At 72.3% G+C, this 13,069-nt stretch carries 14 protein-coding genes; 5 read left to right on the top strand and 9 right to left on the bottom strand.

Going from position 1 to position 13,069, the window contains the following annotated elements:
* The first annotated feature begins 32 nt into the window (after positions 1 to 32).
* On the top strand, positions 33 to 1,340 hold the full coding sequence (locus ACFXDJ_RS21730; protein ID WP_384849960.1) for a PP2C family protein-serine/threonine phosphatase: 1,308 nt from the start codon (positions 33 to 35) through the stop codon (positions 1,338 to 1,340).
* A gap of 11 nt (positions 1,341 to 1,351) precedes the next feature.
* On the opposite strand, the gene ACFXDJ_RS21735 is transcribed toward ACFXDJ_RS21730, so the two are convergent.
* The 3 genes from ACFXDJ_RS21735 to ACFXDJ_RS21745 all read right to left on the bottom strand — a co-directional run bounded on the left by ACFXDJ_RS21735 (position 1,352) and on the right by ACFXDJ_RS21745 (position 2,835).
* Positions 1,352 to 1,714, bottom strand: coding sequence for a DUF2516 family protein (locus tag ACFXDJ_RS21735; protein WP_384849963.1), 363 nt, complete (start codon positions 1,712 to 1,714; stop codon positions 1,352 to 1,354).
* 130 nt (positions 1,715 to 1,844) lie between these two features.
* Positions 1,845 to 2,390: a hypothetical protein gene (locus tag ACFXDJ_RS21740; protein ID WP_384849966.1), complete on the bottom strand. Its 546-nt coding sequence runs from the start codon at positions 2,388 to 2,390 to the stop codon at positions 1,845 to 1,847.
* A 25-nt stretch (positions 2,391 to 2,415) separates the two neighbouring features.
* Positions 2,416 to 2,835: a helix-turn-helix domain-containing protein gene (locus ACFXDJ_RS21745; protein WP_384849969.1), complete on the bottom strand. Its 420-nt coding sequence runs from the start codon at positions 2,833 to 2,835 to the stop codon at positions 2,416 to 2,418.
* Positions 2,836 to 3,143: 308 nt separating this feature from the next.
* Between ACFXDJ_RS21745 and ACFXDJ_RS21750 the strand changes: the two genes are divergently transcribed.
* Entirely contained in the window at positions 3,144 to 4,334 is a 1,191-nt protein-coding gene (locus tag ACFXDJ_RS21750; protein WP_384662323.1) for a peptidase S8, read from the top strand.
* Positions 4,335 to 4,355: 21 nt separating this feature from the next.
* Here the strand turns inward: ACFXDJ_RS21750 and ACFXDJ_RS21755 are convergent, their stop codons facing one another.
* The 3 genes from ACFXDJ_RS21755 to ACFXDJ_RS21765 all read right to left on the bottom strand — a co-directional run bounded on the left by ACFXDJ_RS21755 (position 4,356) and on the right by ACFXDJ_RS21765 (position 7,091).
* Complete coding sequence (locus tag ACFXDJ_RS21755) at positions 4,356 to 5,114, bottom strand: putative protein N(5)-glutamine methyltransferase (RefSeq protein WP_384662325.1); 759 nt, start codon at positions 5,112 to 5,114, stop codon at positions 4,356 to 4,358.
* 64 nt (positions 5,115 to 5,178) lie between these two features.
* Positions 5,179 to 6,429 carry a GNAT family N-acetyltransferase gene (locus ACFXDJ_RS21760; protein ID WP_384849972.1) on the bottom strand — a complete coding sequence of 417 codons (1,251 nt, stop codon included), beginning with the start codon at positions 6,427 to 6,429 and terminating at the stop codon, positions 5,179 to 5,181.
* Between the two features lie 53 nt (positions 6,430 to 6,482).
* Positions 6,483 to 7,091: an AmfC protein gene (locus ACFXDJ_RS21765; protein ID WP_384849975.1), complete on the bottom strand. Its 609-nt coding sequence runs from the start codon at positions 7,089 to 7,091 to the stop codon at positions 6,483 to 6,485.
* Between the two features lie 337 nt (positions 7,092 to 7,428).
* On the opposite strand from ACFXDJ_RS21765, the gene ACFXDJ_RS21770 reads away from it, so the two are divergent.
* Positions 7,429 to 9,051: a hypothetical protein gene (locus ACFXDJ_RS21770; protein ID WP_384849978.1), complete on the top strand. Its 1,623-nt coding sequence runs from the start codon at positions 7,429 to 7,431 to the stop codon at positions 9,049 to 9,051.
* Positions 9,052 to 9,080: 29 nt separating this feature from the next.
* Positions 9,081 to 9,506: a D-aminoacyl-tRNA deacylase gene (gene dtd, locus ACFXDJ_RS21775; RefSeq protein ID WP_136213713.1), complete on the top strand. Its 426-nt coding sequence runs from the start codon at positions 9,081 to 9,083 to the stop codon at positions 9,504 to 9,506.
* A 22-nt stretch (positions 9,507 to 9,528) separates the two neighbouring features.
* Here dtd and ACFXDJ_RS21780 read toward each other — a convergent pair whose 3' ends face one another.
* Both ACFXDJ_RS21780 and ACFXDJ_RS21785 read right to left on the bottom strand, forming a co-directional pair.
* Positions 9,529 to 10,497, bottom strand: a complete 969-nt coding sequence (locus tag ACFXDJ_RS21780; protein ID WP_384849981.1) for a YgfZ/GcvT domain-containing protein — start codon at positions 10,495 to 10,497, stop codon at positions 9,529 to 9,531.
* Between the two features lie 55 nt (positions 10,498 to 10,552).
* Complete coding sequence (locus tag ACFXDJ_RS21785) at positions 10,553 to 11,023, bottom strand: Fur family transcriptional regulator (protein WP_384850019.1); 471 nt, start codon at positions 11,021 to 11,023, stop codon at positions 10,553 to 10,555.
* Between the two features lie 567 nt (positions 11,024 to 11,590).
* On the opposite strand from ACFXDJ_RS21785, the gene ACFXDJ_RS21790 reads away from it, so the two are divergent.
* On the top strand, positions 11,591 to 12,286 hold the full coding sequence (locus ACFXDJ_RS21790) for a glycoside hydrolase domain-containing protein (RefSeq protein WP_384850022.1): 696 nt from the start codon (positions 11,591 to 11,593) through the stop codon (positions 12,284 to 12,286).
* A 109-nt stretch (positions 12,287 to 12,395) separates the two neighbouring features.
* On the opposite strand, the gene ACFXDJ_RS21795 is transcribed toward ACFXDJ_RS21790, so the two are convergent.
* On the bottom strand, positions 12,396 to 12,968 hold the full coding sequence (locus ACFXDJ_RS21795) for an FABP family protein (RefSeq protein ID WP_384655104.1): 573 nt from the start codon (positions 12,966 to 12,968) through the stop codon (positions 12,396 to 12,398).
* Positions 12,969 to 13,069: the final 101 nt, after the last annotated feature.

Here is a 13,069-nt window from a genome sequence, read left to right on the forward strand (position 1 = left end):
GCACCCCAAGGGTCGGGAAGGAACCGGAGACGATGCCCGCACCCGTACCCACGCCCGCACCCGTACCGCGGCAGAGGGACACCCCGCCCCCGTCCGCCGAAGGCGGCGGCCCCGGCCCCGGCAGCCTCTACGGCCAGGCCTCCCTCACCCTGCTGGTGATCGAGGACGACCCGGCCGGCGGCCTCACCGTCCCCGAGATCCTCGACGTCGACGGCCACCGCATCCGGCTGCGCAGCGCCCGCAACCTCACCGAGGCCACCCGCCTGCTCACCCCCGACGTGAACTGCGTCCTCCTCGACCTGGCCCTCCCCCACAGCGCCACCGCCACAGGCTCCGGCCCCGGCACCGCCACCACCGCGCCCGTCGACCCCCTCGCCGCCCTCCGCCAGGTGCTCCGCATCGCGCCCCGGCACGCCGTCCTGGTCCTCACATCCGAGGCGGACGCGGAGCGCGCCGCGGAGGCCGTACGCGTAGGGGCCCAGGACTTCCTCTTCCGCGACGAGCTCGACGGCCGGCTCCTCAGCCGCGCCATCCGCTACGCGGTGGAGCGCAAACGGGCCGACATCGCCCAGTACAAGCTCGCAGAATCGAAACTGCGGGCCCAGGAGAACGCCCGTCTGGAGCGCGGCCTGCTCCCGCACCCGCTCCTGGATGGCTCCGACCTCCGCTTCGCCGCCCGCTACCGCCCCGGCCGCAGCCGCGCACTGCTCGGTGGGGACTTCTACGACACCGTCCGCACCCCCGACGGCACCGTCCACGCGATGATCGGCGACGTCTGCGGCCACGGCCCGGACGAGGCCGCCCTCGGCGTGGAGCTGCGCATCGCCTGGCGCGCGCTGACCCTGGCCGGGCTGTCCGGTGACGACCTGCTGGCCACCCTCCAGGAGGTCCTCGAAGTCGAGCGGCCCAACGAGGAGATCTTCGCGACGCTGTGCACGGTGGACATCGCCCCGGACGGCCGCCGCGCGGGCCTGTGCCTGGCGGGCCATCCGGCGCCGCTGATATCCGGGCCGGGCCGCCCCGCGCGACTGCTCCCGTACGAGGACAGCGGCCCGGCACTCGGTCTGCTGCCCCGGGCCCGCTGGCCCCGCCGCCAGGTGGAGCTAGGCGGGTCGTGGAACCTGATGCTCTACACCGACGGGCTGATCGAGGGCCGGATCGGCGCCGGCAAGGAACGCCTCGGGCAGGACGGCATGGTCGAGATGATCAACCGCCACCTGGACTCCGGGCTCAGCGGCGAGGGCCTGCTGGAGGCCTCGGTCACCGAGGCCCGCCGCCTCAACGGCGGGGAACTGACGGACGACGTGGCCGTCGTCCTGCTCTCGCGCACCGAAGCCTGAGACGGATCCGGCTACCGGCCGCCGTTGTACGGCCCGTACGGCCCGTCGCTGCTGCTGCCGCCCTTGCGCCGCCCGCCGCCGCCGCCCGAAACCTGCTTGAGGGCGGGGCGCACGTCGACGAAGAACACGATGGTGGCGACGAGCCCGGCGATCTCCAGGAAGAGCATCCCGCCGAGCACCTGCGACCAGACGAGGTAGTCCACGAGGACGGTGAGGCCGAGCAGGACCGACCAGAAGGTCTTGGTCTTCTTGTCGGCCGCGCGGTACGCGTCCTCGCGCGCGATCAGCGCGAGCACGAAGGCCACGAGGGCGAGCCCGAGCATGGCGAGCCCGAGCAGCGGAAGCACTCCGGTATCGAACCCGTTCATCAACATCGCCTGACCGCCTTCTCGTGCCTCGTTCGCCGGATGCCGCCTGTCTCCACGCTACCGGCAGAGCCCTCTTCGCAAACACCAACGGACCGGACACCCCTCGGGTGCCCGGCCCGTCACACTGTTCTGGTTCTCAGCTCTCGTCCGCCGAAGCGGCGGCGGCCTTCTTGGCCGGGGCCTTGCGCGCGGCGGCCTTCTTCGCCACGGGCTTCTCCTCGGCCGCCACCTCGGTCTCCGCCTCCGGCTCCGGCTCCACGACGACCGCGATGTCGACGATCTCCTCGGAGACCTCGCCGCGCCAGGCGCGTACGGCCTGCTCGCCGTGGACGGCGACCTTGTCGTAGGCCTCCTTGGCCTTGACCGCGTACTCGGCGGCCACGCCGACACCGCGCAGCGCCAGGTCCTGGGCGGTCTCCCCGAGCTTCTTCGGGTCGATCGAACCGAGCACCTCGGCGACCTTGGCGGTAACCGCCTCCTGGGCCTCCTTGGCCTTCTCCTGGACGATCTTCGGGTCGGTGTTGCGCACGGCCTCGATGCGCCCGGGGGCCTCGGCGCGCAGCTGCTCGATGAGACCGGGCACCTTCTTGGCCTGCTGCACGGCGAGGTCGGCGGTGCCGGCGGCGAAGTAGAGCGGGGTCGGGTCGGTGAGGGTCTTCTTCAGGTCATCGGCGATGGCCATGTGCTGGTCCTCCCGGATCACAGTCTCAGTTCGTGTGGTGCGTCTCTGTACCGGCATCGGCGTCGGCATCGGCGTCCGCGGCGGCAGTAGCCTCCGCCTCGGCGGCGTTCTCCTTGCGGAAGGACTCGTAGACCTGGAGCAGTACGTTCTTCTGCTGCTCGCTGATCGACGGGTCGGCGAGGATCGCGGCCCTCGTCTCCACCTCGTCCCGGTCCCGCTCGTCCAGGATCCCGGCCTGCACGTACAGCGTCTCCGCGGAGATCCGCAGCGCCTTGGCGAGCTGCTGCAGGATGTCCGCGCTCGGCTTGCGCAGCCCGCGCTCGATCTGACTGAGGTACGGATTCGACACCCCCGCCGCATCGGCCAGCTGCCGCAGCGAGAGCTGCGCCTGCCGCCGCTGCTCGCGGAGGTATTCGCCGAGGTTTCCGACGTTGAGCGATGCCATGCCCCGATCCTGCCGCACCTTGCTAACTATTGCAAGCAGCTGCTTGCAATAACTCCCACCCATGGGCCTCGCGGCTCACTGCGCGAACGTGTCGGGAACCCGCGCACAGGGGGCGTAGACGCTGCGCCACCATCACGAGCCCTGTGACGGCATACAGGACGGCTGGACTGTCGGAGCGAACCCCCCTGGGCCACCTGGACGGGCGGACGCGTGTCGGTCGGCCGTGGCGGCGCGGCGGCGGACACAGTGGCGCCCGTCCGGGTGCTGCCCGGGCGTCCTCCGCCCTCGCGCCGTCCTGAAGGAGCGCCATGCGACGCAGGCGTCTTGTCAGCTCCCTGGTGGCCGCCGCGGCGGCCTTCGCCTGCCTGGCCGCCGGTTCCGCGACCGCGCAGCCGCGTACCGGCCCCGCCCCTGGCGGCCCGACCTCCGTGCGGCTCTGCCCTGACAGGAGCGAACCCGGCAAGGCGTTCTGCATGGCGATGATCCGGACCGATCTGCCGGCGATGCCCTCCCTCGCACCGGGCCAGCAGCCGGAGGGCCTGTCGCCGCTGGACATCCACACCGCGTACGAGCTGCCCTGGTTCGGCGGGTTCGGCCGCAGGGTCGCCATCGTCGTCGCCAACGACTACCCCACCGCCGAAGAGGACCTGGCGGTCTACCGCCGCCAGTTCCACCTGCCTCCCTGCACCACCGCCAACGGCTGCTTCCAGAAGATCTACTCCACCGGCACCAAGCCCGGGACCGTCGACCCCGTCTGGGCCCTTGAGGCCGCGATCGACATGCAGGCCGTCAGCGCCACCTGCCCGGGCTGCTCGATCAGCCTCGTCGAGGCTCCCACGGCGTTCATCGTCAGCTCCCTCATGCCGGCCGTCGACGTGGCGAGCAACCTGCCGGGCGTGACGGCCGTGAACGGCAGCTGGGCGATCGCCGAGCAAGCGGCCGAGGGAAGCCTCGACTCCCACTTCCGCCCGGGCCTCGTCTACACGTTCGCCTCGGGCGACGTCGGAGGCATTCCGGTCTATCCGTCCGTCTCCCCGAACGTCACCTCGGTGGGCGGCACCAAACTGACCCGTGCGTTCAACCTGCGCGGCTGGACGGAGAGCGCCTGGAGCGACGCCGGCGGCGGCTGCTCCCTGTACGAGCCCCTGCCGGCCTTCCAGCAGGGGGTCGCCCCCTGCCTCACCCGCTCCACGCCCGACATCTCCGCGGTCGCGGACCCGGACACCGGCTTCGCCGTGTACGACTCGACCCCCGGCAACCCGATCGTCGGCTGGCAGGTCGCCGGTGGCACCAGCGTCTCCTCCCCGCTGGTCGCGGGCATGTACGCCCTCGCCGGGCGGCCCGGCCCGGCCGACCGCCCCAACACCTACCCCTACGCGCACCCCCGCAGCTTCCACGACATCGTCACCGGCTTCGCCGGCCCCTACTCCGCGATTCCGGGATACGACCTCGTCACCGGCATCGGCACCCCCCGCGGCCTGCGCGGCCTGCGGCGGTAACCCGGCTACGGCGGTAGCCCGCTACGCCGTCGCGATGACCACCGTCGCGTGGTACTCCTCCGAGGTCACCGCCCGTACCGCCAGGCCCTGCGCCGACAGTGCCGACGCCGTGACCGGTGACTGACGGGCGCTCGTCTCGATCAGGAGGCGGCCGCCCGGGGCGAGCCAGGGCAGGGCGCCCGCCGCCACCCGGCGGTGGATGTCCAGGCCGTCCGTGCCGCCGTCGAGGGAGACGGGCGGTTCGTGCTCGCGGGCCTCCGCCGGGAGCAGGCCGATCTCGGAGGTCGGCACGTACGGGGCGTTGACCACCAGGACATCCACCCGGCCCCGCAGGGAGGCGGGAAGCGCGGAGTACAGATCGCCCTCCCAGACCTGCCCGCCGTACGGGGCCACGTTGCGGCGGGCGTACGCCAGCGCGGCCGGGTCGATGTCCGCCGCGTGCAGCTCGGCGCCCGGCACCTGCGCGGCCACCGCCGCGCCCAGCGCGCCGACCCCGCAGCACAGGTCCACGACCACCGCGCCGGGGCGGGCCAGCGCCACCGCCTCCAGGGCCAGGAACTCGCTGCGCCTGCGCGGCACGAAGGCGCCCTCGCCGACCTCCATGCGCAGACCGCAGAACTCCGCCCAGCCGACGACGTGTTCCAGCGGCTCCCCCGCCACCCGCCGGGCCACCAGCCCGGCCAGGTGCCCCTCGTCCTCGGCGGCCGCCGTCAGCAGCTCCGCCTCCTCCTCCGCGAAGACGCAGCCGGCCGCGCGCAGGAGTTCCACCAGTGTCGCCATTTCGTCCCAAGTCTCGTAATCCGCCGGCCCGTCCGCCAGCCCGTCCGCCAGCCTGTCCGCCGGCTCAGAAGATGTCCGGGCACCAAGGACGGCGCGGCGTGCGGAACACCGCGTCCGCGAGCGCCACCGCCCCGCCGGACCCCCCGAGCTCGGTGATCTCGCCGAGCGCCGCCAGCCGCACCGCCGACTCCTCGCCGAGGTACAGCGACCCGAGCGTGCTCACGTCCAGGCGCAGGTCGGCCGGCCCGTCCGTCCGTACGCAGTCCCCCGCGCCCGCGTCCAGCCGGTAGCGGCCGTCCGCCAGCCCCGCCCGGTCGGTGACCTCCAGGACGAGGATGCCCGCCGTGGCGTACGTCCGCGCGCGCAGGGCCCGTACGACGTCCAGCAGCCGCACCCACAGCCAGTCCGCGGCCGTCACCAGCCGGGCCGCGCGCGCGTCGGGCAGCAGCCGGGCGACGAGGTCGTCGGGGGCGCGCATGCCGGTGCGGACCTTGAGCACCCAGTCGATGGAGCACAGGAACTGCCACAGGGCCCGCTCCGCGTCCGGGGTGACGGCGAGGAAGTCCTTGACCTGCAAGGTGTTCAGCGGGAGCTTCGCGTCCGTCCAGTTGTCGTCCGTGGAGTACGTGACCAGTCCGGCCACCTCGCCCTCCGCCGTCCGGTACACCGCGTGGAACTTCTCCTTGTACGGGCTGTGCGACCACTCCTCGGCCCCCGTGGTCCGCCGCCACCAGCGCGCGTCCCGGCGGATCACGCCGGTCGTGGCCGCCCGCAGCCGCTCGTGCAGCGCCGGGCCCACCTCCCGCACCTCGCCCACGTCCACCAGGTCGATCCGCCCGCCCGCGAGCTGCGCCGGCCGGTGCGCGTCCAGTCCGGTGCGCGGTACGTCGATCTCCCATTCCGAGACGGAGGCGGCGGGCCCGTACCCGTACCGCCCGTAGATCGGGTACTCGGCGGCGATCAGCATCGCCAGGACGTCGCCGCGCTCCTTGGCGGCGGCCAGCTCGACGCCCATCATCCGGGTCAGCAGCCCCTGACGGCGGTGCGTGGGCAGCACGGTCACGTTCGAGACGGCGCTCACCGGGAGCAACGCCCCGCCCGGCACGGTCAGTTCCTGGGAGAAGGACCGGAAGGTGGCCACGCACCGGCCCGTCGCGGGGTCGAACCCGCCCAGCACCCGGTGCGGCTCCTCGTACGAGAAGCACTCGGCGACATCGTTGGCGGTGGGGCGACCGGGGCGCAGGAACCCGGAGTTCACCGCCCCGAGCCAGTCGGAGATTTCGGATTCGGTGATCGTCCGGACGTCAGCACTCATAACAGGCCACGCTAATCGCCGGATCCGGCCCCGTCGCCCGGATTTCCGCCCGCTCAGGCCAGCAGGTCGTCCACCTGCGCCTCGCCGTCCCGGTAGCGCCGGGTGATCTCCGTGCTGCAGTCGTCCACCGTGCGCTGGAGCTGCTGCCGGCGCCGCGAGACCTGCTGCTCGTAGCGCACCAGCCGGGCCAGGCCCTCGTGGAGTTCCTCGTCGGTGCGGGCGCCGAGGTCCGACAGCTCCACGTTGGACAGCATCTCGGCGGCCAGCAGCCGGTACTCCTCCCCGTGCGGGGTGCCCAGCGTGACGTGCCGGGCGGAGGCGCTGCGGCTGGACGGGGCGTCCGCGAGGATCTCCGACAGCCGGTCCACCACCGGCGCCTCGGGATCCGTACGCCGGGCGAGCTCGGCGCGCAGGATGTCGATGCGGCCCTGGAGCAGGCGCCGCACGTAGCTCAGGTCCGCCTCGTCGCGCTGCGCGTCGCGGCGCAGAGCGCGCAGCTCCGGCAGCCCCAGCGCGGTGGCCGCCGTCGCCGCGCCCTCGCCGGGGGCACCGTCAGTGCCCGTGCGCTGCGCGGGCGGTCGCAGCCCCGGCCCTTCTGCGGCTGCGACGGGTGTTGCGGGTGTCGCAGCGGGTGCAGGTGCGGAGGTACCAGAGATGTTCATACGTTCGTGTCCGTCCCCTCGACCGGTGCTGGGGGCACCGCCTGCGTGCATCGTGCCACTCTCCGTGGTCCCGACGCAGTCCCACTCCACCCGATCGGCCCCGGACGGGCCAACGGTTGATTCGTTCTGCCTCTAGTTGGCCATCGGATACCTCATACGGGTGAACGGTGGGCTGCCAGGGCACGCCGGGCCTCGCCGAGACGTCAGTCTCAGTTGAGAACGCCAGTACGGCTGTAGATGATGGAGAGGCGGTGACCGGATGGCACGCGGTGGGAACAAGCAGAAGCGGATGGGCGTACTGCGCGCACTGCGGGCTCCATTCACTGTGTCTGCGCCCATGGGTGCACGAATCCGGGACCGGCTGCACCTGTCCACTACCGATAACGAGGTCTTGCGCGTGGTCGGTCGGCATCTGGGCGAGCGCGCCCGTGCTGATCTGGCTGAGCGGGTGCGGATCGGGGTGGTTCCGGTGAGGAACAACCGGCGGGCGGATCGAAAGCGCGCGCTGACGCACGTGTCGTCGTCCCGGTGGGCGGGTGCCATCACACGAGCCAGCGAGGACCAGTACCAACTCTCCCTGCGGTGTCTATTCGATGAGCGGGCCTCCCTGCGCAGGACCATCGCGAAGATCAGAAAACGTTTGGCCGTGCCGTGCGGTCGCCGGGTGGGTGGTGTCCAGGGGTATCCGGGCCGGGCTGAGCGTGCGCAGAAGCAGTGCCGGTTACAGGCCCTGACCGAGCGCCTGGCGGAGGTGGAGCGGCGGATCGAGGCCGGGCATCCGGCGATCGTGGTCGGCGGCCGCCGGCTCGCAAAGGTGCGGCACAACCTCGCCGACGCCGGGCTGAGCGAGATCGAGTGGCGGGAGCGCTGGGACGCTCAGCGCTTGTTCCTGACTGCTGATGGGGAGTCCGGTGCGCCGTACGGGAACTACACGATCAGCGTGGAACCGGTCAACGGAACGGTGACGATCGTCCTGCCCGAACCTCTCAGGCACCTCGCCAACGCCCCACGCGGTCGGTACCGGCTCGCCTGCACCGTCAGCTTCAACCACCGCCAGGAGCAATGGCTGGACCGGATCGCAGCAAACCGTTCGGTGCGCTACGACATCGTGTGCGACCCCGAACGCGGGCGGTGGTACCTCGATGCCTCCTGGTCCACTCCGACAACGCCGCTCCCGACTCCTGCGGAGCTGGCCGCCACCGACGTCCGGCTCCTGGCCGTGGACCTCAACGCCGACCACCTCGCCGCCTGCGTCGTCGACGTCCACGGCAACCCGGTCGGCCAACCCATCACCGTCCCAACCGACCTGACCGGCACCGCATCCCGGCGCGACGGGCGCCTGCGGCAGGCGATCAGCGAACTCATCCGCCTCGCGCACCAGCACGGCTGTGCCGGTCTGGCGATCGAGAACCTCGGCTTCACCGACGCCCGCGCCACCGGCCGCGAGACGATGGGACGAGGCAAGCGCGGCAAGACGTTCCGCCGCACCGTCGCCAACCTCCCCACGGCGAAGTTCCGTGACCGGCTGGCCGGCATGGCCCACCACGCCGGCCTCGTCGTCGTCGCGGTCGACCCCGCCTACACCAGCCGCTGGGGTACCCAGCACTGGAAGGCACCACTCCAGCAGCAATCGAAGACCACGACCGTCACCGGCCACCACGCGGCCTCGGTGGCGATCGGCAGACGCGCCCTCGGACACGGGACACGGCGTCGGCCAGGTGTGACCGCACACGACCAGAGGATCGTCGCGCGGAGAGCTACCGGCCAGACCGTCACCGTACCCAGGGCACGCGGGACCGCGAGCCCGCCAAGGACCACAGGCACACCCCACCAAGGTGACAAGACCTGCCGGGACCGAAGCGACCAGCCCGCGCTGCTCCCCGTCTCCCAAGACCGTTCGGGGAGACAACCGGCCAGTCCGGCGCACAGCGATTCGGCCAATACCGGCCGGCATCGCTAGGGACGGTGCACGCCTGGTACACAGGTGGTATGCGAGCAGTGGTGCAGAGGGTGGACGGCGCGAGCGTCGTGGTGGCCGGCGAGACCGTCGGGGAGATCGTCGGGGAGGGGCTGTGCGTCCTGGTGGGGGTGACCCACGACGACACCCCGGAGAAGGCGGCGCTGCTGGCGCGCAAGCTGTGGTCGGTGCGGATCCTGGAGGCCGAGAAGTCCTGTAGCGACGTGAACGCGCCGCTGCTGGTGATCTCCCAGTTCACCCTCTACGGAGACGCCCGCAAGGGCCGCCGCCCCACCTGGAACGCGGCCGCGCCCGGCCCGGTCGCCGAGCCGCTCGTGGACGAGGTCGTGGCGCAACTGCGGGCGTTGGGCGCGACGGTGGAGACGGGCCGGTTCGGTGCGGACATGCGCGTCTCGCTGACCAACCACGGCCCGTTCACCATCGTCATCGACATCTAGGCCGCCATCCAGGCCGCCGGGCCTACGGGGCTACGACGACCTCCTGCGCGGCGGCCGTCTTGCCGACCAGCAGCGGCGCGTCCACCGGGACGTTCCGCTTGACCAGCGCGAGCGCGATCGGCCCGAGCTCGTGGTGGCGGACCGCGGTGGTCACGAAGCCCAGCTGGCGACCCTCCTCGCCGTCCGCGGCCAGCCGTACGGGCGTTCCGTGCGCCGGGAGCAGCACCTCGGAGCCGTCCAGGTGCAGGAAGACCAGGCGGCGCGGCGGCTTCCCCAGGTTGTGGACGCGGGCCACCGTCTCCTGGCCGCGGTAGCAGCCCTTCTGGAGGTGCACGGCGGTGCCGATCCAGCCCAGCTCGTGCGGGATGGTGCGGTGGTCGGTCTCCAGGCCGAGCCGCGGCCGGTGCGCCTCGACGCGCAGGGCCTCGTAGGCGAGCAGTCCGACGGCCGGACCGTGGGCGGCGGCGAAGGCCTCCAGCTCGGCGCGGGGCAGGAAGACGTCACGGCCGTACGCGGTCTCCCGTACGGCCACCTCCTTCGGCACCTCGGCGATGGCTCCGGCCGGCAGGTGCACGACGGCGAACTCGGGCGTGCCGTCGGCGACTTCGACGCGGTAGAAGAACTTCATCGACTCCAGGTAGGCGATGAGCTCCTCCTGGGTCCCGGGCTCGACGTGCATCCACGTCGTCGCGCCGTCGTCCACGAGGTAGAGCGCGTGCTCGATGTGGCCGTTCGCGGAGAGGATCAGCGCCTCGGTGGCCTGGCCCGGCGGAAGCTCGGTGACGTGCTGAGTGATCAGCAGGTGCAGCCAGCTGAGCCGGTCCGGGCCGGTGACGGTGACGACCCCGCGGTGGGAGAGGTCGACGAAGCCGCGGCCGTCGGCGAGGGTGCGCTGTTCGCCGTACAGCTCTCCGTAGTGGGCGGCGACGCCCTCGTCGCGGCCTTCGGCCGGTACGGCGCCGGGGAGATGGAGCAAGGGGCTGCTGGTCATGCCACCAGCCTACGACCCCGCGACCGGGGCTCCCAGGCCGTCTCCTCCGCCGTGGCTACGCCGCCGTGTCGTGGTGCTTGGCGGCGCACTTCTTGCAGAGGCCGAAGATCGCGAAGTGCTTCATGTCGGTCTCGAAGCCGAAGGTGTCGCGGAGTTTGGCCGTGAACTCGGCCGCGATGTCCACGTCCGCCTCGATGACGCCGGTGCACTCGCGGCAGACCAGGTGGATGTGGTGGTGCCGGTCGGCGAGGTGGTACGTGGGGGCCCCGTGTCCCAGGTGGGCGTGCGAGACCAGCTTCAGCTCCTCCAGGAGCTCCAGCGTGCGGTAGACCGTGGAGATGTTGACCCCGGAGGCCGTCTTGCGCACCTCGGCGAGGATCTCGTCCGGGGTGGCGTGCTCCAGGGCGTCGACGGCTTCGAGCACCAGCTGGCGCTGCGGGGTCAGCCGGTATCCGCGCTGGCGCAGGTCGCTCTTCCAGTCACCGCCACCGACTCCGGCTCCGGCACCGACTCCGGCTCCGGTGATGCCCTCGGCTCCGGCGATCGCGTCCGCGCCTGCCGCGCCGACTGCGCCGGCCGTGCTGTCGCTGCTGTCGGTGGTCGCCACCCGGCCAGTGTAGGCCCAGGGCATGGTCACCCCAACTGTCCGCGCGTCCGGATCGGATGATAGGCATGGCGTCGCGATCTTCGGGAGCGCAGCCGTGCCTCCGCCTTGTCCTGCCCGGTAAGGAACCCCGTGCCCCTTCCCCGTCAGCGTCTCCTCGCCGTCATGCCCGTCCTCGCCGCGGGGACCCTGCTGCTGAGCGGCTGTGGCAAGCCCGCCGGTGAACCCCGTACCCCCGCCGCGGCGGCCGGACAGGCATCGGGCGCGGCATCGGCCGCCGCCTCCGCCCCGGGGACGGCTCCGGTCTCCGCCTCCCCGTCCGGGTCCTCCTCGGCCTCCCCCTCGGCCTCCTCCTCGGCCTCCCCCTCCGCGTCCGCGTCCGCGTCGGGCACCGCCTCCGCACCCGGGCCCGGCGGCTCGAAGGCCCCGGGCGGGAACGCCCCGGCGGGCGCCCCGGCCGGCTCTTCCTCGGGCGGGGTCTTCACCGGCCTGGCCTTCGACACCTGCACCGCGCCGCCCACCTCCACGATGAACGCGTGGCGCGGCACCTCCCCGTACGGGGCCGTCGCCGTCTACGTCGGCGGCAAGAACCGCGGCTGCGCGCAGCCGCAGCTCACCGCCTCCTGGGTGAGCACGGTCAGCGCCTCCGGCTGGAAGCTGATCCCGCTCTACGTCGGCGCGCAGCCGCCGTGCCAGACCGGCTCCAGCCCGGAGAAGATCACCGCCGCCACCGCGCAGTCCCTGGGCGCGGCCGACGGCGCGGACGCGGCCGCCAAGGCCGGCGCGCTGGGCATGCGGGCGGGCAGCACCCTGTACCTGGACATGGAGGCGTACAACACGGCCGACACCGCCTGCGCGGACGCGGTGCTCACCTACACCAAGGCCTTCGACCGGGCGGTGAAGGCGAAGGCCTACCGCCCCGGCTTCTACGGGTTCGCCTCCTCCAGCGCCGCCGGCATCGCCAGGGCGGCCGAGCGCGGCGAGGCCGATCTGCCCGAGGCCCTCTGGTACGCCAAGTACGACGGCGCCGCCGACACCACCGGGAGCTGGCCGTACTCCGCCGGCCTCTTCACCGGCCACCGGCGCGGCCACCAGTACCAGGTCAACCAGCGCGAGACCTACGGCGGCGCCACCCTGACCGTCGACCGCAACGCCTGGGACGGCCCGGTCGCGGCCACCGGCTGAAGGCTGACGGCTGACGACTGACGGCTGACGGCTGACGGCTGACCGGTCATACGCGGGAGCCCCCGGCGGCGAAGGCTGCCGGGGGCTCACGCACGTTCGGGGGCGCGGTCTAGCGGAAGAAGGCGATGCCGTCGTCCGGCATGTCCGGGAGGTTGCGCGCCATCTCGGCGACCTCTTCCGGGGTGACGACCTTCTTCAGCTGGGCCGACTTGTACGGGCGCAGCTCGACGTCCGGGGTGGCCTTCTCGCCGACCCACATCAGGTCGCCCTTGACGTAGCCGTAGAGCCGCTTGCCGCCGCTGTGCGGACGGGAGGTCGCGGTACGCGCCACCGCGTCGGTGACCAGGTCGATCTGCGGCTTCTGGTCGGCGAGGTCGCCGTACCAGATCTCCACGACGCCCTGGTCGCGGACCATGACGACCTCGACCTTGCGCTGGCCGTCGATGCGCCAGTAGCCGGACTCGGACTCCAGCGGCCGCACCTTGTTGCCCTCGGCGTCGAGGACCCAGCTGTGCGAGTGGTACTCCAGGAAGTCCCGGCCGTCGTGGCTGAAGACGACTTCCTGGCCGAAGTTGCACTTCTCCTCACCGGGGAAGTCGAAGACGCCTGCGCCTTCCCAGTTGCCGAGGAGGAAGGCGAGGGGGACGAGGCTCGGGTTCAGGTCGGACGGGATCTGGATCATGAATGGCTGCTCAGGCGATCTGTGGGAGGGGTTCCGGTATCCGGGGCGGGCGGCGGCCGATCAGGAGATCAGCGCTGGCCCTGGTACAGCTTCTTCACGGC

It is taken from the genome of Streptomyces sp. NPDC059443, from assembly GCF_042750105.1.
Lineage (GTDB): Bacteria > Actinomycetota > Actinomycetes > Streptomycetales > Streptomycetaceae > Streptomyces.